Origin of the sequence: Sphaerisporangium fuscum (genome assembly GCF_018531465.1) — a bacterium.
GTDB lineage: Bacteria > Actinomycetota > Actinomycetes > Streptosporangiales > Streptosporangiaceae > Sphaerisporangium > Sphaerisporangium fuscum.
On sequence record NZ_JAHDTF010000023.1, the window covers coordinates 147,390 to 167,456 of the forward strand.

The 20,067-nt window shown below is 72.2% G+C and carries 16 protein-coding genes; 7 read left to right on the top strand and 9 right to left on the bottom strand.

From position 1 onward, the window contains the following. Positions 1-41: 41 nt before the first annotated feature. On the top strand, positions 42-1,874 hold the full coding sequence (gene recQ, locus KIK05_RS28420) for a DNA helicase RecQ (protein ID WP_214413921.1): 1,833 nt from the start codon (positions 42-44) through the stop codon (positions 1,872-1,874). Positions 1,875-2,453: 579 nt separating this feature from the next. Here the strand turns inward: recQ and KIK05_RS28425 are convergent. Further along, the gene (locus tag KIK05_RS28425) at positions 2,454-2,753 is read right to left on the bottom strand and encodes a hypothetical protein (protein ID WP_214413922.1); all 300 of its coding nucleotides are present in this window, start codon (positions 2,751-2,753) and stop codon (positions 2,454-2,456) included. Positions 2,754-3,262: 509 nt separating this feature from the next. On the opposite strand from KIK05_RS28425, the gene aspS reads away from it, so the two are divergent. Further along, a complete protein-coding gene (aspS, locus tag KIK05_RS28430) occupies positions 3,263-4,564 on the top strand; it encodes an aspartate--tRNA(Asn) ligase (RefSeq protein ID WP_214413923.1) in 1,302 nt (433 codons plus the stop codon). Positions 4,565-4,643: 79 nt separating this feature from the next. Then, positions 4,644-5,558 (top strand): aldose 1-epimerase family protein, encoded by a 915-nt coding sequence (locus tag KIK05_RS28435; RefSeq protein ID WP_308250159.1) that lies wholly within the window; start codon positions 4,644-4,646, stop codon positions 5,556-5,558. A 90-nt stretch (positions 5,559-5,648) separates the two neighbouring features. Here KIK05_RS28435 and KIK05_RS28440 read toward each other — a convergent pair whose 3' ends face one another. Then, the gene (locus tag KIK05_RS28440; protein ID WP_214413924.1) at positions 5,649-6,122 is read right to left on the bottom strand and encodes a hemerythrin domain-containing protein; all 474 of its coding nucleotides are present in this window, start codon (positions 6,120-6,122) and stop codon (positions 5,649-5,651) included. 115 nt (positions 6,123-6,237) lie between these two features. Here KIK05_RS28440 and KIK05_RS28445 point away from each other — a divergent pair, with 115 nt between their 5' ends. Further along, positions 6,238-7,254 (top strand): zinc-binding alcohol dehydrogenase family protein, encoded by a 1,017-nt coding sequence (locus KIK05_RS28445; RefSeq protein WP_250563585.1) that lies wholly within the window; start codon positions 6,238-6,240, stop codon positions 7,252-7,254. A 4-nt stretch (positions 7,255-7,258) separates the two neighbouring features. Here KIK05_RS28445 and KIK05_RS28450 read toward each other — a convergent pair whose 3' ends face one another. The 5 genes from KIK05_RS28450 to KIK05_RS28470 form a co-directional block, all read right to left on the bottom strand. After that, positions 7,259-8,122, bottom strand: coding sequence for an NAD(P)-dependent oxidoreductase (locus KIK05_RS28450; RefSeq protein ID WP_214413925.1), 864 nt, complete (start codon positions 8,120-8,122; stop codon positions 7,259-7,261). A 71-nt stretch (positions 8,123-8,193) separates the two neighbouring features. After that, positions 8,194-9,039 carry an SAM-dependent methyltransferase gene (locus KIK05_RS28455; protein ID WP_214413926.1) on the bottom strand — a complete coding sequence of 282 codons (846 nt, stop codon included), beginning with the start codon at positions 9,037-9,039 and terminating at the stop codon, positions 8,194-8,196. Positions 9,040-9,166: 127 nt separating this feature from the next. Beyond that, a complete protein-coding gene (locus KIK05_RS28460; protein WP_214413927.1) occupies positions 9,167-9,619 on the bottom strand; it encodes an HIT family protein in 453 nt (150 codons plus the stop codon). Positions 9,620-9,717: 98 nt separating this feature from the next. Next, positions 9,718-10,572 (bottom strand): glycosyltransferase family 2 protein, encoded by an 855-nt coding sequence (locus KIK05_RS28465; protein WP_214413982.1) that lies wholly within the window; start codon positions 10,570-10,572, stop codon positions 9,718-9,720. A gap of 184 nt (positions 10,573-10,756) precedes the next feature. Beyond that, entirely contained in the window at positions 10,757-11,185 is a 429-nt protein-coding gene (locus KIK05_RS28470; RefSeq protein ID WP_214413928.1) for a nitroreductase family deazaflavin-dependent oxidoreductase, read from the bottom strand. 215 nt (positions 11,186-11,400) lie between these two features. On the opposite strand from KIK05_RS28470, the gene KIK05_RS28475 reads away from it, so the two are divergent. After that, on the top strand, positions 11,401-12,039 hold the full coding sequence (locus KIK05_RS28475) for a TetR/AcrR family transcriptional regulator (RefSeq protein ID WP_214413929.1): 639 nt from the start codon (positions 11,401-11,403) through the stop codon (positions 12,037-12,039). Here KIK05_RS28475 and KIK05_RS28480 read toward each other — a convergent pair. Continuing rightward, positions 12,036-16,334 (bottom strand): hypothetical protein, encoded by a 4,299-nt coding sequence (locus tag KIK05_RS28480; protein WP_214413930.1) that lies wholly within the window; start codon positions 16,332-16,334, stop codon positions 12,036-12,038. The genes KIK05_RS28475 and KIK05_RS28480 overlap by 4 nt on opposite strands. Before the next feature lie 353 nt (positions 16,335-16,687). On the opposite strand from KIK05_RS28480, the gene KIK05_RS28485 reads away from it, so the two are divergent. Both KIK05_RS28485 and KIK05_RS28490 read left to right on the top strand, forming a co-directional pair. Next, complete coding sequence (locus KIK05_RS28485; protein ID WP_214413931.1) at positions 16,688-17,323, top strand: TetR/AcrR family transcriptional regulator; 636 nt, start codon at positions 16,688-16,690, stop codon at positions 17,321-17,323. Positions 17,324-17,412: 89 nt separating this feature from the next. After that, positions 17,413-18,786, top strand: a complete 1,374-nt coding sequence (locus tag KIK05_RS28490) for a hypothetical protein (protein WP_214413932.1) — start codon at positions 17,413-17,415, stop codon at positions 18,784-18,786. A gap of 5 nt (positions 18,787-18,791) precedes the next feature. On the opposite strand, the gene KIK05_RS28495 is transcribed toward KIK05_RS28490, so the two are convergent. Next, a complete protein-coding gene (locus KIK05_RS28495) occupies positions 18,792-19,982 on the bottom strand; it encodes a serine hydrolase domain-containing protein (RefSeq protein WP_214413933.1) in 1,191 nt (396 codons plus the stop codon). Between the last annotated feature and the right edge of the window lie 85 nt (positions 19,983-20,067).

Genomic DNA, 20,067 nt, shown 5'->3' on the forward strand with positions numbered 1-20,067 from the left:
AGCGCCGGGTCCGGGTCCGGCGGCGCTCCTAGAATGACCCGGTGACCGCCCCCGACAGCCGCCCCGAGGCGAGCGACGCGCTGAGCGTGCTGAACCGCGTCTTCGGCTACAAGTCGTTCCGCCCCGCCCAGCAGGAGATCATCGACCACGTCGTGGCCGGGCACGACGCGCTCGTGCTCATGCCGACCGGCGGCGGCAAGTCGCTGTGCTACCAGATCCCCGCGCTGGTCCGCGAGGGCGTCGGCGTCGTCGTCTCCCCGCTCATCGCCCTCATGCAGGACCAGGTCCACGCCCTCACGGCGCTCGGCGTCCGGGCGGGCTTCCTCAACTCCACCCAGGACGTCGACGAGCGGCGCGCGGTCGAGTCCGCGTTCCTGGCCGGCGAGCTCGACCTTCTCTACCTCGCGCCCGAGCGGCTGCGCGTCGACTCGACGCTGAGGCTGCTCGACCGCGGCACGATCTCGCTCTTCGCGATCGACGAGGCCCACTGCGTGGCCCAGTGGGGGCACGACTTCCGGCCCGACTACCTCGCGCTCTCCATGCTGCACGAGCGCTGGCCCGAGGTGCCGCGCATCGCGCTCACCGCGACCGCCACCGAGGCCACCCGCGCCGAGATCGCGACCCGGCTCAACCTGCGCGAGGCCCGCCATTTCGTCACCGGGTTCGACCGTCCCAACATCCAGTACCGCATCGTCCCCAAGGACGAGCCGAGGCGGCAGCTGCTCAAGCTGCTGCGCACCGAGCACACGGGCGACGCCGGCATCGTGTACTGCCTGTCGCGGGCCTCGGTCGAGAAGATCGCCGCCTTCCTCGTGGAGAACGGCATCGAGGCCCTGCCCTACCACGCGGGGCTCGACCCGCGCGTCCGGGCGGCCAACCAGGCGCGCTTCCTGCGCGAGGACGGCATCGTCATGGTCGCCACCATCGCCTTCGGCATGGGCGTCGACAAGCCCGACGTGCGGTTCGTCGCCCACCTCGACCTGCCGAGGTCGGTCGAGGGCTACTACCAGGAGACCGGCCGCGCCGGCCGCGACGGCCTGCCCTCCACGGCCTGGCTCGCCTACGGCCTGCAGGACGTCGTGCAGCAGCGCAAGATGATCGACACCTCCGAGGGCGACGAGGCCCATCGCCGCCGCCTGCGCGCCCACCTCGACGCCATGCTCGCGCTGTGCGAGACGGTCGAGTGCCGCCGCGTCCGCCTCCTCGACTACTTCGGCCAGCAGGGCGCGCCCTGCGGCAACTGCGACACCTGCCTGTCTCCTCCCGAAGCCTGGGACGGCACCATCGCCGCCCAGAAGCTCCTTTCCACCGTGGTCCGGCTCCAGCGTGAGCGAGGGCAGAAGTTCGGCGCGGGCCAGATCGTCGACATCCTGCTCGGCAGGAAGACGCCCAAGGTCACCCAGTTCCGCCACGACGAGCTCAGCGTGTTCGGTGTCGGCACCGACCTGAGCGAGGCCGAGTGGCGCGGCGTGGTGCGCCAGTTGCTGGCGCAGGGGCTCCTCGGGGTCGAGGGCGACTACGGCACACTGGTGCTCACCGAGGAGAGCCGCGGCGTGCTCAGCCGGGCGCGCGAGGTGCGGCTGCGCCGCGAGCCCAAGCGCGCCGAGCGGGCCGCCAAGGCTCCCAAGGCCGCCGCCGCTGCCGCCGACCTGCCCGAAGAGGCCGTGCCCGTCTTCGAACGGCTCCGCGCCTGGCGCGCCGCCAAGGCCAAGGAGCAGGGGGTGCCCGCGTACGTCATCTTCCACGACGCGACCCTGCGCGAGATCGCGACCCTCTCCCCGACCTCACTCGCCGACCTCGGCAAGGTGAGCGGCGTCGGCGAGAACAAACTGGCGAAGTACGGCGAGGAGATCCTCCAAACCCTGACCGGGTGACCCATCGCACGGCGGCGCCGAGTTCGCCGTACACCACCCCACCGACCCGGCGCCGAACGGAAGCAACCTGACCAACGGGAAAGGAACCACGACCCCACCCAAGCGATCCGCCCCCCCGTCTCCCTCCCCGGCTCGCTCCCCCGCCTCCCTGTCGGCGCCGCGACGCCGGATCTGGCTCCCGCTCGCGCCCGTCGGCCTCGCCCAGGACTCGGGGGCGGCGGGACCATGGAGTTCGCCCCGGAGCCGGAACCCGGCCAGTGGCGCGGCCCGCGTGACATCGTGCTGCCGAAGCCGTCGCGCGATTTGTACTGACCTGGAGACGGGTGGCGGCGTCCCACACGGCCGCCGCCGCCCGTCCGCTCAGAAGACCCGCCCCCTGATGTACTCGGCCAGGGCCAGGGCCAGGGCCAGCGCCGCGCCCGCGACGCCGCCCGTCCGCTCAGAACACCCGCCCCCTGATGTACTCGGCCAGGGCCAGCGCCGCGCCCGCGACGCCGCCCGTCCGCTCAGAAGACCCGCCCCCTGATGTACTCGGCCAGGGCCAGGGCCAGGGCCGCGCCCGCGACGCCGCCCGTCCGCTCAGAACACCCGCCCCCTGATGTACTCGGCCAGGGCCAGGGCCGCGCCCGCGACGTCGGCCACCGGGTGGCGCTTCTCGGCCGACTGCCACGAGTAGTACGCGCCGCCGTACCCGACGAAGACCCACAGCGGCAGTCCCACGTCCGGTCGGTGCACCAGCAGCGCGGGCATGGACGCGCGCAGTTCGGCGCGGAGGCCGAGTCGGGACAGGCACTCGCGGAGCCGCTGGAGTTTGGCGCCCTCGTCGAGCATCTCGGCCGTGGCGCCGCCGGCCGCCTCCTGTACGGAGATCGAGTCCATGCCTCTGCCCTCCCACCCTTGGTGCCGGCCGGGACGTCCACCGGCCGGTGTGGATCCGCACACCTCGCACCAAGCGACGTACCGCCTCTTATTGCCTGATTCCAGACAAACACCGCACCCGGCGGGAGCGAGACCCCAGTCGCGCCCCTCACCACGCCCGCCCGGTCCCCCTAGGCCCACCATCCGCGGTCCACCAGCCACGTCACGTCGTCCCAGGACAAAGGGGAGGTACAATCGCCGCAACGCGATGACGGAGACGAGTAGTCCCGGGGTCACGCGAGCCAGAGAGCCGCCGGTAGCTGTGAAAGCGGCCTCGCGTCCCGACGACGAAGACCCTCCTGAGCGCGGGGAGGAACGGCGGCGCGCGCCCGCCCAATGCCCCGCCGGCCGGCCCCCGTGATCGGGCCGTTCGAGGCCGCCGCCCAGGCGGCGGCGAAAGCGCGGTGGCACCGGGAGCTCCCTTCTCCCCCGCGCTCCCAAGGGATCGCTCATATTCCACCTGGAGTGTGATGATCTCTCGTATCCTCGCCGCCGACCTGCCGAGGCACGTCGGCGGCCGCGTCCGTCTCGCCGGCTGGCTGCATCGCCGCCGCGAGCTGAAATCCGTGTCCTTCCTGGTACTCCGCGACCGCTCCGGACTCGCGCAGATCGTCCTGCGCGAGCAGGCCGAAGCCGGGGCCGCCGGGCCGCCCGAGGAGAGCGTCATCGAGGTCACCGGCACGGTGGCCGCGAGCGCGCAGGCCCCCGGCGGGGCCGAGCTCGTCGACCCGGTGATCGAGGTGCTCTCCACGGCCGCCGAGCCGCCGCCGTTCGACCTGTACCGGCCGGTGGTCGGCGGCACGCTGCCCACGGTCCTCGACCACGCGCCGGTCGCGCTGCGGCACCCCCGGCTCCGGGCGCCGTTCGAGATCGCCGCCGCGGGAGTGGCCGGCTTCCGCGCCGCGCTCGACGGGCTGGGCTTCGTGGAGACCTCCACGCCGAAGATCGTCGCCTCGGCGACGGAGTCGGGCGCCAACGTCTTCGGCATCGACTACTTCGGCAGGCCCGCCTTCCTCGCCCAGTCGCCGCAGTTCTTCAAGCAGGCGCTGGTCGGGGTCTTCGAGCGGGTGTACGAGGTGGGGCCGGTCTTCCGGGCGGAGCCGCACGACACCGCCCGCCATCTCGCCCAGTACACCAGCCTGGACGCCGAGCTGGGCTTCATCGACGACCACCGTGACGTCATGGCGGTGCTGACCAGGGCGATCGCCGGCATGCACGCCGCCGTCGCCGAGCGGGCCGGGGACGGCGTCCGCCTGCTGGGCCTCGACGTCCCCGAGGTGCCGGACGAGATACCGTCCATCCACTTCGCCGACGCGCAGGAACTGCTGGCCCGGCACACCGGGGAGGACCCGCGCGGCGAACCCGACCTGGCCCCCGCGCACGAGCGGTGGCTCGGCGAGTGGGCGCTGCGCGAGCACGGGTCGGCGTTCGTGTTCGTCACGGGATATCCCATGGTGAAACGGCCGTTCTACACCCATCCGGACCCGGAACGCCCGCAGTACTCGCGCAGCTTCGACCTGCTGTTCCGCGGCCTGGAGCTCGTCACGGGAGGTCAGCGGCTGCACCGGCACGCCGACTACCTGGCGGCGCTCGCCGCGCGGGGTGAGGACCCGGAGGCCTACAAGGGGTACCTGTCGGCCTTCGCCCACGGCATGCCGCCGCACGGCGGTTTCGCCATCGGCCTCGAACGCTGGACGTCCCGCCTGACCGGCGCCGCCAACGTCCGCGAGACCACCCTCTTCCCGCGCGACCTGCACCGGCTCAGCCCGTAGTCAGGCGGACCCGTCCGGTGCCGGGAGCGTTTCCGGCACCGGACGGAACGGGGTTTCGGGTGTGGTGTTGAATTGGCGGGTGACGACTATCGCGCCCACAGGGGTCCAGCATGCCATCGCGGCCGGCGGCTTCGAGGCCGTCGTCACCGAGGTCGGCGCGGGCCTGCGCAGCCTGACCCACGAAGGCCGTCCGCTCGTCGTCGGCTATCCCGAGGACAGCGGCCCCGTCGGCTCCGCCGGGCTGCCGCTGCTCCCCTGGCCGAACAGGATCAAGGACGGCCGGTACGTCTTCGACGGCGAGGAGCGGCAGCTGGCGCTGACCGAGCCCAAGACGGGCAACGCCGCGCACGGCTTCACCCGTACCCTGCCCTGGCGGGTGCTGTCGGCCGACGAGTCCTCGGTACGGCTCGGCCTGCGGCTGTTCCCGCAGATGGGCTACCCGCACATCCTCGACTTCACCGTCTCCTACGCCCTCGGCGCGGCCGGGCTGGAGGTCGAGGTCACGGCGGAGAACGCCGGCGGCACCGACGCCCCCTACGGCTACGGCGCCCACCCGTACCTCACACTCGGCGGGCCGCTGGAGGAGGCGGTGCTGGAGCTTCCGGCGAGCCGGTGGCTGGAGGTGGACGACCGCAAGATCCCGACCGGCAGGCGCGAGGTCGAGGGCACCGAGTACGACTTCCGCGGCCCGCGCGCGATCGGCGGGACGTCGCTCGACACCGCGTTCACCGGCCTGACGCGCGACGGCGACGGGCTCGTCCGCGTCCGGCTGACCGGCGCGGACGACGGCCGGGGTGTCGAACTGTGGGCCGGCGTGGGCATCGAGTGGCTCCAGCTCTTCACCGGCGACACCCTCGCCGGGCCGTACCGGCGCAGGGGGCTCGCGGTCGAGCCCATGACCTGCCCGCCCAACGCCTTCCAGACCGGTGAGGACGTCATCCGCCTCGCGCCCGGCGAACGCGCCACCCACCGCTGGGGCATCGCCCCGCTCTGAGCACCGGCGGCGCCGGGCCCGATGTGGCTCAGCCCCTCCAACCGCACCGTGAGGGCACGCGAGGAGGGGCTGCGGCGAGCGTGAGGCGCACTACTTCTGCGCGCTCACGAGCTCGAGCGGGTCGCTCGGCGCGTCGGCCTTGGCCTTCTCCATCCGCTCGCCGATCTCCTGCAGCTTCTTGCGGCCCATGGCCTCCCGCACCTGCGGGAACCACTCCTGCTCCTCTTCCTCGACGTGGTGGCGGACGTTCTCGATCAGGACGGTGACCTTGGCGTCGTACCGCTCGTCCGCGGGGTCGAGCTTCCTCAGCTCCGACAGCATCCACACCACGACGTGGTGCTCCTCCACACTCTCCAGCACGTGGTCGTCGGTCTCCGGGACCTCCTCGCGTGCCATCGGGTAGAAGATCTGCTCCTCGATGTAGGCGTGGGTGGTGAGCTCGTGGATGATCTGCTCGACGATCTTCCGCTTCTCGTCGCGAGCGTCCTCGCCGGCCTTCTCGAACTGCTTGAACAGCTTCTCGACGGTCTTGTGGTCCTCTTTCAGGAGCACGATGGCGTCCATGGGCGGCAGCCTCCTCCGTGTGTCGTTCCGGCACTCCACCGCTTCCTCCTGACAGGGATTTAAACCCGCTGGCCTGCGCCTTCGGCCGGTGGACCCGGCGTGTGACCATGGAGGCATGGCGGAGACGATGGCCGCGTGGGTGGTGGGCCGCCCCGGTCCCGTGGCGACGCGGCCCCTGGAGCGCGTACGGCTGCCCGTGCCCGAGCCCGGCCCGGGAGAGGTGCTCGTCAAGGTCGAGATGTGCGCGGTCTGCCGCACCGACCTGCATCTGGCGGAGGGCGATCTCGCCCCCAGGAGGCCCGGCACCGTCCCCGGGCACGAGGTGGTCGGCCGGGTGGTGGCCAGGGGTCCCGGGGCCGACCTGCTGGAGGAGGGCACGCGGGTCGGGGTGGCGTGGCTGCGCTCCACCTGCGGCCAGTGCCGCTACTGCCTGCGCGGGGCGGAGAACCTGTGCCCTTCCTCGCGCTACACCGGCTGGGACGCCGACGGCGGGTACGCCGAGTACACCACGGCGCTGGAGGACTACGTCTACGAACTGCCGGAGGAGTACCCGGCCGAGAAGCTCGCCCCGCTGCTGTGCGCGGGCATCATCGGCTACCGCGCCCTCGTGCGGGCCGGCCTGCCGCCCGGCGGCCGGCTCGGCATCTACGGCTTCGGGGCCTCGGCGCACCTCACCGCCCAGGTCGCGCTCGCCGAGGGCGCCACGGTGCACGTGCTCACCCGCTCACAGGACGCGCGGCGGCTGGCGCTGGAGCTGGGCGCGGCGTCGGCGCGGGGCGCCTACGACCCCCCGCCCGAGCCACTGGACTCGGCGATCCTGTTCGCGCCCGTCGGCGACCTCGTGCCCGTCGCCCTCACGGCCCTGGACCGGGGCGGCACGCTGGCGATCGCGGGGATCCACCTGAGCGACGTCCCTTCGCTGAACTACGAGCGCGAGCTGTTCTACGAGCGCGAGCTGCGGAGCGTGACCGCCAACACCCGTGCCGACGGCCGCGCGTTCCTCGACATCACCGCCCGGCATCCCCTCAGCGTCACCACCACGCCGTACCCCTTCGACCGGGCGGACGAGGCGCTGGCGGACCTCGCGGCCGACCGGGTGAACGGCGCCGCCGTCCTCCACATCGGCGGATGAGGGATCAGGGGCGGGGTGTGCGTGCGGCGCGGACGAGTTCCACGACGGCGGCGATGTCGGCGTCGCGCCAGCTCGCGCCGGCCGCCTCCTGGTAGCGCCGCTGGACGAGCCGGGCGATGGGCAGCGGAAGACCGTTCGACTCCGCCACCTCGGCGAACAGGCGCACGTCCTTGGCGCCGAGGTGGGTGGAGAACCAGCCCTGGTGGTCGCCGCCGAGGATGTCGTCCAGCCGGTTGCGCAGGCCCGGGGGGACGGTGGGCAGGGTGAACAGCAGCTCCCGCAGGAGGTTCCTGTCGAGGCCGGCCGCCTCGGCGGTGGCGACGGCCTCGGCCACCACCGCGATGCCGGACATCAACAGGTAGTTGTTGAGCAGCTTGAACGCCGTCGCGCCGCCGGGGTCCTCGCCGCAGTACCAGTGGGCGGAGAAGATCGTCGACCAGATCGGCTCCAGCCGGTCGACCAGCGCCCGGTCGCCGCCCAGCAGGCCGGACGCCGTGCCGTCCAGGACGGCCTGCGGCGCGCCCATGATCGGCGCGCTGACGAACCGCCGTCCGGGGATCATGTCCTGGAGGCGGCGGGAGGTGTCCGGGGAGACCGTGCTCATGTCGGCCACGACGGCCGCGCTTCCGGGCCCGCTCAGGCGCTCCACCACGTCCAGGACCGCGCGGTCGTCGGCCAGGGACATCAGCGCGACCTCGGCCTCCCGGGTGGCCTGCGCCGGCGAGGACGCCTCGGCGGCTCCCGCCTCGACCAGTTCGGCCGCCCTGCCCGGCGTCCGGTTCCAGACGATCACCTCGTGCCCGTGGGCGAGCAACCGCCCGGCCAGCGCGCGGCCCATGGCGCCCATTCCCAGCACGGCTGTGCGCACAGCCCTCCCCTTTCGCGACGACTCTCCCATTGTCGCCGGTCTCCGGGGCCGCGCCGGGAGCGGGCTTCCCCTCAGCGCTTGCGGGCGACGCCGCCGACGTAGGTGTAGTACGTCGGGCTGACCTCGAAGGTCTCGTCCGGGCCCGGCCGCCACTCGGCCAGCGGTACGAGGCCGGGTTCCAGCAGTTCGAAGTCGCCGAAGAAGGCGAGCAGCTCGTCGCGGGTCCGCCAGCGTCCCGTGCCCAGGTGCTCGTTGAAGAGCTTCTCCGCCGCGAGCGCCTGCCGGGCCGCCTCCGGGTGCTCGTCCCCCGGATTGAAGAAGTTCGACTGGGCCACGAAGCTCCCCGGGGGGAGCGCCTCGCGCAGCACCGCGACGACGCCCGCCGGGTCCTCGTCGTCGTTCAGGTGGTGCAGGATGCTGAACAGCAGCAGGCCGATCGGCTCGCCGAAGTCGATGAACTCCTGCACCCTCGGATGGCCGAGGATCTCCCGCGGCTCGCGGACGTCGGCCTCGACCACGGTCGTGGTGCCGTTGGTGGCGAGCAACGCCCTGGCGTGGGCGAGGACCATGCGGTCGTTGTCCACGTAGACCACCCGCGCGTCGGGGTCCACCTCCTGAACGATCTCGTGCACGTTCCCCTGCGTGGGCAGTCCGGACCCGAGATCGAGGAACTGCCGGACGCCCTCCTCCGCGGCGAGGTGGCGCACCACGCGCCGCAGGAACCGCCGGTTGGCGAGACCGGCCCCTCTGGCGTCCGGGGCTATCCGGAACGCCTTCTCCGCCATCTCGCGGTCGGCGGCGAAATTGTCCTTGCCGCCGATCATGTAGTCGTAGACGCGTGAAATGCTCGGCCTGGAGGTGTCGATCTCCGGCGATAATCGATCGCCTCGGTCCCTCTCCCAGCCCCGTTGAGACATACCGGCCCTCACCCTGCTAGATCACCGATAGGGCGAATGGTAACCGCCGGATCGTAGAAAACGGGGAAATGGCAGGCCGCCATTCCATAACGCCTGACACCGCTAATTTGGGTGAAATTTCATGAAATCAGGGAGTGGCTATCGGAGCGATGCTCTTCATGGCCTCTTTGAGCACCAGCGCCTCCTGGTCCAGCAGGCGGCGGTTCCTGGGCTCGCAGTCGGCGTCGAAGACCACGTTGTCCCCCTCGAACCGGGGGAAGACGTGGATATGGGTGTGGAAGACCTCCTGGAGGGCGGCCTCGCCGTCGCCGAGCCAGACGTTCACGCCCTCGCACCGCAGCCCGCAGCGCCGCAGCCCGCGCGCCACCCTGCGGGCCACGCACCACATGTGGGCCCCCACCTCGTCGTCGAGGTCCTCGAGCCCGCTGGCATGGGTCCGAGACACCACCACGGCGTGTCCGGGGTTCACCGGATTGCCGTTCATGATCACTATGACCACGTCGTCCCTGAAGGCCACACTGGCTTCCGTCCGGCCTTCGACGACGTCGCAGAAGACGCAAGGGTCGCCTGAGGTGTCCATCGCCGAATGACTCCTCGCCCCGAACCGGCCACCCCTACCGAGATGGCCACACATCCCTTCGCTCACAGTATGTCGGGATCGCCGCCAATACCAGCAGGTCAGCGGCGCCCGGCCTCCACGAGCCGGGCCTCCGCCTCCACCGGCGGCGGGAGAAGGCGGCGGTCGTCCAGCGCCCGTGGCATCCGGCGCAGGGCCGCGAGCACGGCCCCCCGGGCGTCGCGATCCCGCACGGCGCGGACCGCCAGCCGTACGGTCTCCCGCAGCGCCACGCCGGACGGGCGGCGCAGCCAGACGGTCAGCAGGGCGTTCCTCATCTCCGCCCGGCGCCTCTCCGGGACCGGCGCCCGCCGGGGCGACGGCTGGTGGACGGCGACCACCTCCGGGACGTAGCAGCGTTCCCACCCCAGGGCGGCCAGATCGTAGGCCAGCAGCCGCTCCTCCCCCGGGAAGAACAGCAGCGCGCTGAACCCGCCCGCCTCCAGGAACGCCTGACGCCGGACCACCGACGCGCAGGCGAGGAAGCCGAGCACCGCGGGACCCGGCTGGCCCGCGTCGGTGAGCGGCGCGGCGCCGAGGGCCGCGTTGATGGGGTCGGAGGTGCGGTTCTCGCCCACCACGGTGTGGGCGGCGAGCAGCCCGAGACGCGGGTGGGCGTCGAACGTCTCCGCCGCCAGCGCGAGCGCACCGGGCTCCCACCAGGAGTCGTCGTCGCAGAAGGCGACGTACGGCGTGCCGGCGGCCATGACGCCGAGGTTCCGCGCGGGGGCGCCGAGGTTGCGGGACAGCCGGATCACCTCGACGTCGGGGAACGTCTGCCGCACCGCGTCCGCCGAACCGTCCGCCGAGCCGTTGTCGACCACGACGACCGGCGGGCGTTCGGGCAGGGCCGCCAGCCGGCGCAGTGTCCGCAGGAGTTCCTCACGCCGGTCCCTGGTCGCGATCACCACGGTCACCGGGACCGCCGGGAGCGGGCCGTGGTCGTCCTCTTCCGGATTCGTCCTGCCGGACAGGACGGAGCGGTCCCCGGCACGTGTCGACACTGGCCTGCTCCCCTCCTGGCGCGCGAACGGTCTCCGCTGGCCTCCCCATAACCGCCGGGAGTGGGGGGCAAACCTGCGCCGGAGGGCGCGCGAACGCTCAGCCGTCCGCGCGGGTGAGCGCCACGACGGGGATCACGCGCGAGGTGCCGGCCTGGTAGTCGGCGAAACCGGGCATGAGCTCCGCCTGGTGGGCGAAGAGCCGGTCGCGCTCCTCTCCCTCCACCGGGGTCGCCGTGGCGGCGTAACTCTCGGTGCCGATCTCCACGGTCACCTCGGGGTGGGCCAGGATGTTGTGGTACCAGGCGGGGTGGGTGGGGGCGCCGCCGTTGGAGGCGAACACCAGGACGCGGTCGCCGTCGCGTCCGTACACCAGCGGGTTGGTCCGGGGCTGCCCGCTCTTGGCTCCGGTCGTGGTCAGCAGGACCATCGGGGCGCCCTCGAACTGGCCGCCGACCTTGCCGCCGTTCGCCCGGAACTCCTCGATGATCTTCTTGTTGAAGTCCTTGACGTCGAACTCTTCCGCCATCGGGGTTCCTCCATGGCACGCGATCGGTCGGGGTTACGCGGCGGCGCGGCAAGCGCCCCGCCGGCAAGCGGAACCAGTTCCGCTTGATCTCTGGAACTCTAAACCGGAACCGATTCCGGATACAAGGACCCCCCCTTAGGCCCTCAGGTACGATGATCCCGCGACGACGGCCGAGCAGGCCGTCCCGCTCGGGACAGCGGGTGAGGTGAGGTGCGGTGACCGACCGGCCGGTGCCGCTGCCCCTCCTCGGGCAGTCCCCCGCCGAGCGCGCCGACGCGGCACGCAACCGGCGGAAGATCCTCGAGGCCGCCGCCCGCCTCGTCGCGGCCGACGGGGTCAAGGCACTGTCGGTGGACGAGGTCGCGCGGGCCGCCGACGTCGGCGTGGGCACCGTCTACCGCCGGTTCGGAGACCGGGCCGGGCTGATCTACGCGTTGCTGGACGACTGCGAGCGCGAGTTCCAGGCCGCCTTCCTGAGCGGCCCGCCGCCGCTCGGGCCCGGCGCGCCACCGGGCGAACGGCTCCGGGCTTTCCTGCACGCGCTCGTCGACCGCGCCCAGAAGCACCAGCAGCTTCTGCTGACGATCGAATGCCACACGTCCGCGGCGAAGTACCGCAGCGTCCCCTACAGCGTGCACCACACGCACGTGTCGTCCCTGCTCGGGCTGCTCCGGCCGGGCGCCGACGTACGTCACCTCGCCGACGCCCTGCTCGCCCCGCTCGCCACCGGCCTGCTGGCCTTCCAGCGCGACCACCGCGGCATGACGGCCGAACAGATCAAGGCGGGCCTGGACGACTTCCTCGGCTGGAATCCCGCCACCGGCCGCTGCGCCACCATCGAACGCCGGAGCTAGCGGCAGCGGCCGGCGGTGACGTCGGAGACCTTCCAGCCGGCGCCGGTGAAGGGCGACATGAACTGGGTCAGCAGATCGAGGGCGTAGCCCTGCACCTGGCCGCCCGGGTCGAGGAGGCTCACCATCTGCGGGCCGTCGGCGCCGCGAAGCCTGATCGAACCGTCGCGGTCCGCCGAGGCGAAGCCGGGCCTGGTGTCGATGGTGACGCAGGCGATCGAGGTGCGCCCGATCCGCAGCCCCTGCCGCCCGCTGATCGGCCGCTCCCGCTGGTCGTACCTCCGGAACTCCAGCGACTTCGCCGGGCCCAGCTTGAGGGTGTCCTTGAAGGCGTCGTCGCCGATGCTGCGCGCGATCCGCACGTCGAGGTTCACATCGGGTTTGAGGTCCACCCCGCCCGCCCTGATGTCCAGGTGGTCGTAGCGTCCCTCGAAGCCGGGTGAGACGTACCCCAGTTCGCCCGGCGCCCGCATCCCGAAGGGGACCTTGCCCGGCCGGATCCTGAGCCATGACATGCCGTGGACGCCGAACGACACATCGTCGATCGTGCTCTGCCCGAGTCCGAAGGCGCCGTTCATCTTGAAGGCGAGGAACCCCTTGGTGTACGGGATGTCCTTGGCCACCGAGACCTGTTGCCGGGCCACCGGGGCGACGGACAGGCCCGCGTGCGCCTCCAGCAGCTTGGTGGGGACCGGTTTGGAGGCCAGCTCCACCGACATATCCGGATTTATCCGGATAGCTGTGTCGGAGGCCAGGTCCCTGACCGCGAACGAGGCGTCGAGCAGTTCACCCTGCCGCGGCCGGTAGACCTGGGACACCAGCGCGCCCTCGACCGCGAAGAGCCCGTCGAGCGTGTTCGCCCCGTCGTCCGCCCTGTAGGTCAGGCCGGGCATCCGCAGCCCCGCGCCGGAGGCCGCGTCGGCGTCGATGGTGAACCCCGCCGGGACGTCGGTGAACCTGGCCACCCCGCTCCCCGGCCTGCCCCCCGGCGGTACGACGGTGACCTCGGCGGTGAGCCGCCTGACGGCGGCGGAGTTCTGGACGCGGACGTGCGTCCTCTTCCCGTACGTCGCGTCGACGGCCACCGCGGCCGGGACGGGATCGACCACCGCGCGGGCGCGCACGACGCCGTCCCCGTCCCCCGTGCCGGCCTCGGCCACCGCCTTCAGGGAGGTGATCGTGGCGGCCGGCTCGACGCGGTAGGCGACCTTCAGCACGCCCGCGTCGCGTCCTTCGGCGTCCTTCCCCCTGCTCGCCTCGAACGGGCCGAGCGTCATGCCGGTGATGGTGCGCGGCAGGCCGTCCAGCGTCGCACGCGCCCTGAGCGGGACGGGGGCGAGCACCCTGCTGTCCAGGTAGACGTCGAGCGTCCGGGACTTCGGGCGGTAGCCGGAGAAGGCGAAGGTCCTGCGGGCGGGGTCCACGGTCAGCGTGGAGGGCAGCCCCGCCAGCGCGACGTACCCCCGCAGCCCGAAGCACCGCCGGGTTCCGGTGAGCGTGCAAAAGGGGCTCTGGTCCCCGCCGCAGCCGGCAAGGCCGGGGGTGCAGCCGCCGTCGGCGAGGGAGACGCCGTTCGTCACCGCCGGCACACCGGAGATCCCCTTGATCGCGGCGGCCTTGCCCAGCCAGACCTCGGCCTTGAGATCCATGCGCCCGCCGCTGGAGCTGTAGGTGAGCGGCCCGCCCGGGGTCGCGGCGACCTCGATGCCGCCCGGGACCGGGCCGAGCGTGCCGAGCGCCCCGAACCGGAGGTCGCCGGCCAGGGTGACGTCCGCGTCGAGCGCGATGACCTGCCGGGATGCCTGGAAGCCCGCCTTGAATCCAGCCTGGCTCCTGCCGAAGTCCACCGCGGTCAGCCCGTTCACGCGGACGCTGGCGTCGAGGTCGCCGGTCGCCTGGTCGTAGTGCGCGGCGAGGTGCGGCCCGGCCGGGGCGCGCGCCCCGTCGTGGTTGGTGACGGCGATCGCCGCCGACCCGATCGGCCCCGACACGCCGCGGAAGGTGTACGCGCCGTCGCCCCATCCGGCCTCGAAGCGGGCCGGCACGCCGTCCGCCCGGGCGGCGAGGCGGTAGTGGCGGCCCTGGAAGCCGGCGCGCACGAAGGCCTCGACCGAGCGCACCGGCTTGTCGGCGGTCCACGAGAGCCGCTTGCCGGCGAGGTCGGCGTCCACGGCGATGTGCCGGTGGACGCCGCGCACGGTCGCGTGGACGTCCTCCCCGCCGGCCGGGGCGATGCTGGTGACGTACTCGGGGCTGGCGTACAGCTCGGCCCGGTCCAGGCCCGACGCGGTCGTCACTTCGGCCGTGGTCCGGTCGCCGAGCCGCCACGTTCCCTCGACGGCGGAGCGCACGCCGTACAGGCTGGTGTCGACGGTCGGGCCGTTCGCGGTGTCGGCGTAGGCGGCGCGCAGGCGGGCGATCGTCCCGTTCGCCCGGTACCGTGCCTTCTTGCCCGCCGGGTCCAGCTCGACCTCGACCTGCCGGGGCGTGTTGGAGACGTCCATCTGGAGAAGGTGCCTGCCGTCCACGCTGGCGGCGGCGTGGAAGGGCCGGCCCGCGGAGGCCAGCTTGAGCACGGCGTGCGGCTTGGCGCCGTAGGTGACGTCGAACCCGGCCAGCGACGGCAGCCGGGCGGACAGGCCGAGCCGGCCGCCATCCTTGATCATGGTGACGTGGCTACCGGCGGGGGTCGCGACCGCGCCGCCGTCGCGTTGGACGACGGCCTCTATCCCGCCGATCTTCGAGCTGGACGTCTCGGTGACCCGGTTACCTGTTATGTCGTAATAAATCCGCATACGGGATGGCAGGTCGGCGAGTGCCGCCCGGAACAGCGTCCTGGCGGTCGCCCGGTCGAAGTAGACGACGTCGACGGCCTTGACCCGCGACGAGGTGGTCACCGCCAGCGCCTGCGAGCGGCCGTCGACCGATTCGTACCGCACCCTGACGTCCTTCGGGACGCTCGTCAGCGTCCCTCCGGCCACCTTGCCGAGGCGGCCGTCGCGGTACAGGTAGCTGTAGAGCTTGGCCCGGCCGATCGGGGCCGAGGCGGCGAAGTGGATGTCCGCCGCCCCCTCGGCGGCGCGCCGCGTCAGCTCCGCGGTCGCGTGCGAGCCGATCCTGTCCATGACGACCTGGGTGAAACGCTGCTCGCGCCCCTCGTCGTCCAGCACCAGCGCGTCGAGGGCCGAGGCGCCGGACGTGCTCGCCTTCAGCGTGCCTTCGAGCTTGGCGCCGTCGAACCGCGCGCTCGCCGTCAGCTTCTCCGGCACCGGGGACTGCCGGATACTGATCACCTTGGGGTCGGCGGAGCGCTTGCCCACCAGATCGGCGATGCCGGCGATGGTGGCGACGGACGCGCCCGGCTTGGACCGGTGCACCTCCACACGGACATCCGCCTTGCCTTCGACGCGGTAGAGGCCCCGGTCGGCGTGGGAGAGGGACGTCCCGCGCCGCAGGCCGTCGAAGCCGATCGACAGCCGCCTGAGCTTGGAGCCGCCGGTCGAGGCCGGGAAGTCGTACTGCGCCCACACCTGGGCCTTCAGGGGCCTGCCCCGCGTGTCACCGCCGGGCAGGCGGACCGTGGCGAAGGTGAGCCCGGCCGTCGGCCAGGTGGAGGCTTCAGCGCCGCGGCCGGGTGCCGGAACCAGGTTCGCGAGGAGGTCCGGCGTGCCGTCCCCGGTGAGGTCCGCCGCCACGGGGGTGAGGAGGGGCTGCGGCACCGAGCACGCCACGGGAACGGAGGCGGTCTCGGCGCACAGGCGGTAGGTGACGAGAGGGACGTTCTCCGGCACCGCCGTGCCACCCAGGTTCTTGATCTCGGCGAGCGCCGAGCCCAGGAGGCCCGCGGCCGGTTTCGACACCGCGAGCACCTCGGCGTCGTCCGTCTCGGGCAGCAGCTTGCCCGGGTCGGGAGCCGACCGGCCGGGCTCGACGAGGCCGTCGGCCGAAAGGCGGGCGGTGGCCTCCGCGGTCACCTTGTCGACCAGCGCCGGCCCCTCGGGGGTGGTGGGCGCCGGCGGCCTCGGTCCGACCGGGCGGACGGGCACGGGAGCGGCGGCCGGTGACAGCCCTTCCGCCGCCACGACGGGCTTGGCGTCCGGCGGGGCGACGACCTCCGGCACCGGCGCGATCTTCGGCTTGCCGCCGGTGGCCGGAGCCCTTCGGGCGAGCTCGGGCGCGGCCGGGGTGGACGAGGGTAGGCCGGCGCGCGCGGGCAGGGGAACGGCGAAGATCACCGGCAGGGCGAGGGACGCGGACACCAGCATCCGTGCGAGTGAGTGCCGTTGGAGGCGCGGCATGTGGAGCTCTCCCCGTTGGTCGGACCACCGACAACCGGGCAACCCAGTCCCGGAAGGAAAGAGCCGACCACATCATGACACTCACCGTCAAACCCATCAAAACCAGTGGAAAACTTGGCACGTTCCTAAATCTCAGGCATCACATCCCTCAACCTCCTCTCGGACATCGATGGAAGACGCTCCGGGCTCACGCCCAGCGCCGCCGCCGCGTTCGGAGACGTGGGAGAGCGCGGCGGCGACCGCCTCCCCGCCTGCCGAGAGGACGCGATCAGGCTCTGGACGAGGGCCGGGAGATGGCAGTCGCTGCAAAATTCCGGTTGTCGGGAAAAATCGCCTAGACGTATATTTGGGGGATGCAGGAGTCACGGCGGGAGCGGAAGAAGCGGCTGACCAGGCAGCGGATCGTGATGGCGGCCATCGGTCTGTTCGAGGAGCAGGGCTATGAGCAGACGACGGTGGCGCAGATCGCGGCGGCGGCGGATGTCGACCCCAAGACGTTCTCCAACTACTTCCGCAGCAAGGACGAGGTCCTGTTCAGCGACGCCGACCGGGACTTCGACGTGCTGTTCAGGGCGATCGCGGAACGACGGCCGCACGAGAGCCCGGGTGAAGTGCTGGCGAGGATGGTCCAGGAGTACGCCGCCCATCGCCGGCCCAAAGTTCCCGCGAAGGAGCCCGCTGAGCTGTCGGCGACGGCCCGGCTCGTCCTGACCACTCCGGCGCTTCAGGCCAAGGGGCTGTACCTGCTGCTGGAGATGCAGCGGCGGATCGCCGACGAGTTGCTGAAGGCGTTCCCCGGCCTGGACCCGATCACGGCGGCGGCGATGACCGGAGCCCTGCTGGGCGCCATCCAGCAGGCGAGCCTGACGAGCGTCCAGCTCGGCCGGTCGCAGGAGGAGTTGTGGGAGGCCTCCCGGCGTGGCCTCGACATCGCCCTGCACGGCCTGCTTTCGGTGTGTCCGTCCACCGAAGCCGGCGAAAGCCCCTGACGAGGGCACGGCTCGAACCGCCGCGACGAGCGGCCAGTTGGCCGCCGCCGAGGCGACATCTCGCTCACCCAAGAAGGGATCAGTTCGTTATGGGGGAAAACCCTCGACAGATCGCCCGCGACGCACGGCGTGCCCTGCGGGAAGGTCCGGCGGCGATCGAGCGGCGGCAGCGCGCTCGTCTGGCCGAGATGGTGGCCTACGCCCGGGCCCATTCGCCGTACTACCGCGAGCTGTACCAGGGTCTGCCGGAGAAGGTCGATGATCCGGCGCTCCTCCCGGTCGTCGACAAGAAGATGCTGATGGCCCGCTTCGACGACTGGATCACCGACCGCGAGGTGACTCTGGAGCGGGTGCAGGAGTTCGTGGCCGACCCCACCCTTGTCGGAGAGCGGTTCCAGGGCCGGTACATGGTGGCCACCACCTCCGGCACCAGCGGCTTACGCGGCCTCTTCCTTATGGACGAGTGGAGCGTGGTCGTGCACGCCGCCCTCGGGACGCGCACGAGCGGCGGCCTGGGAGCCGGGGACGTGATCCGCGTCCTGGCCCGCGCCGGCCGTACCGCGATCGTCTCCGCACCTGGCGGGCATTTCTTCACGGTCGCCTCGGCGGCCTGGTTCCGCCGGGAGAGGCCCCTGCTCGGCCGGACGCTGCGGGTCTTCTCGATCAACCAGCCGCTTCCGGACCTGGTCGCCGAGCTGAACCGGTACAACCCGGCCAGCGTCGCCGGCTTCCTCAGCATGCTCACGCTGCTGGCCCGGGAGCAGGAAGCCGGCCGGCTGCGCATCCGCCCCGCGGTCCTCATCGCCGGTGGCGAGACGGCGACGGCGGACTCCCTGGAGCGGCTCGCCACCGCGTTCCACACCAAGGTCCAGGCGGCCTACGCCGCCACGGAGTGCGGCTTCCTCAGCTTCGGCTGCGGGTCCGGCTGGTACCACGTCAACAGCGACTGGGTCGTGGTCGAGCCGGTCGACGCCGACCTCCAACCCGTGCCTCCCGGCCGGCCGTCGCACACGGTCCTGATGAGCAACCTCGCCAACCGGGTCCAGCCCATCCTGCGCTACAACCTCGGCGACAGCGTCACCCTTCGCCCCGACCCCTGCCCGTGCGGCAGCCCTCTGCCCGCCATCCGCGTGCAGGGCCGCGCCGCCGACCTGCTCACCTTCCCCACGGCAGATGGTGAGCAGGTGGGCATCTCCCCCATGCTGTTCGGCACCCTGCTGGACCGCGCCGCCGGCGTCGAGCGCTTCCAGATCGTCCAGACCGCGCCCACCACGCTGCGCGTGCGCCTGCAGGCCGGGGACGGCGCCGACGCCGACCGCGTGTGGCAGACGGTGCGCGACGACATCACCCACCTGCTCACCGAGCACAAGGTCGACGACATCACGCTCGAGCGCGCCGACGAGCCGCCGCAGCGGTCCCCCGGCGGCAAGTTCCGCAGGATCATCCCGCTGGCCACGCGCTGACGAGGTCAGCGAGGGCCGCAGAGTGCGGTGTCGAGGGCCGTGACGACGTGGTCGGCGGCGGCCTCCGTGGTAGGGAGGGACGTCACGGCGACGGTGGCCGCGCGGCCGTCCTCGGTGACGGCGTCGCGGGTCTCGTAGCCGTCGATGTCACCGCCGTGCCCCCATGCCGTACCACCGCAGCTCAGCGGGATCTTGACCAGCCCGAGCCCGTACTCCCAGCCGGCCGGGAAGTCCTTGGTCTTGACGGTGTCCCGCATCTGCGCGAGCTGTCCGGGCTCGAGCAGCCTGCCGTCCAGCAGCGCGACGAGGAAGCGGTTCATGTCCCTCGGGGTGGCGATGAGCTGCCCGGCGGCCCAGCCCCAGGACGGGTCCAGGTTCGTCACCTCGCGCAGTGGTCCCCCGGGCTTCTCGGCCTCGTACCCCTTGGCGTGCGGCCCCTGGACGGCTTCGTCCCCGACCCCGGGCCAATAGGTGTCACGCAGCCCGACCCGCTTGATGATCCTGTTGGTGATCTCTTCGGGGAGCGGGCGGCCGGTGACCTTCTGGACGATCAGGCCGGCCACGACGTAACCCGTGTTGCTGTACTCCCAGCCCTTGCCGGGAGGAAATGACGCCTTGTGCGCCAGGGCCAGGTCGAGCAGTTCCCGGGGCTCCTGGTAGACGTGCTGCCGGTCGAAGATGCTCGGCGACATGTAGCGGGTGTAGTTCGGCAGGCCGCTGGTGTGCTGCAGCAGCTGGCGAGTGGTGATCTTCCGCCCGTCGCCGGCCCTGCCGCGGATCAGGCCCGGCAGGTACTTCTCGACGGGCGCGTCCAGGTCCACCTTGCCTTCACCGGCGAGCTGCAGCACGACCACGGCGGTGAAGATCTTCGTGTTGCTGCCGATGCGCACCCGCCCGTCGACCGGGACCTTGGCCTTGGTGTCCAGATCGGCGACCCCCGCGGTGTAGTCGCGGGTACGCCCGTCCGGCTCGCGCACGGCGGCCAGCGCGGCGGGGAAGCCGTCGTGCCGGACCAGGTCGTCCAGGCGCTTCTGCACGGCGTCGGCGGACCGTGCGGCGTGAGCGGTCCGCGAGGCGTCGGCCGCCCAGGCGGCCGGGGCGACCGACAGGGCGGTGATCGCGGCGAGGGCCGAGGCCGCCAGGACGCGCCGCCGCGCACGCCGGATCGTGGACCGCTTGCTGAGGGGGTACGACATGAGGTCGCTCCATGCTCTTCGTTCGGTTTCGACGCGAACCAGCATGTCGCCGTGCGGGGCTCATGATCGATCCTGCTCACCGGAG

Bases quoted from the DNA above. Each gene is read 5' to 3' on its own strand.
- KIK05_RS28485 (WP_214413931.1), top strand. From the start codon at position 16,688: ATGCAGGAGTCACGGCGGGAGCGGAAGAAGCGGCTGACCAGGCAGCGG.
- KIK05_RS28440 (WP_214413924.1), bottom strand. From the start codon at position 6,122: ATGGACGCCATCGTGCTCCTGAAAGAGGACCACAAGACCGTCGAGAAG.
- KIK05_RS28455 (WP_214413926.1), bottom strand. From the start codon at position 9,039: ATGTCTCAACGGGGCTGGGAGAGGGACCGAGGCGATCGATTATCGCCG.
- KIK05_RS28425 (WP_214413922.1), bottom strand. From the start codon at position 2,753: ATGGACTCGATCTCCGTACAGGAGGCGGCCGGCGGCGCCACGGCCGAG.
- KIK05_RS28460 (WP_214413927.1), bottom strand. From the start codon at position 9,619: ATGGACACCTCAGGCGACCCTTGCGTCTTCTGCGACGTCGTCGAAGGC.
- KIK05_RS28480 (WP_214413930.1), bottom strand. From the start codon at position 16,334: ATGCCGCGCCTCCAACGGCACTCACTCGCACGGATGCTGGTGTCCGCG.
- KIK05_RS28495 (WP_214413933.1), bottom strand. From the start codon at position 19,982: ATGTCGTACCCCCTCAGCAAGCGGTCCACGATCCGGCGTGCGCGGCGG.
- KIK05_RS28490 (WP_214413932.1), top strand. From the start codon at position 17,413: ATGGGGGAAAACCCTCGACAGATCGCCCGCGACGCACGGCGTGCCCTG.
- aspS (WP_214413923.1), top strand. From the start codon at position 3,263: ATGATCTCTCGTATCCTCGCCGCCGACCTGCCGAGGCACGTCGGCGGC.
- KIK05_RS28470 (WP_214413928.1), bottom strand. From the start codon at position 11,185: ATGGCGGAAGAGTTCGACGTCAAGGACTTCAACAAGAAGATCATCGAG.
- KIK05_RS28445 (WP_250563585.1), top strand. From the start codon at position 6,238: ATGGCGGAGACGATGGCCGCGTGGGTGGTGGGCCGCCCCGGTCCCGTG.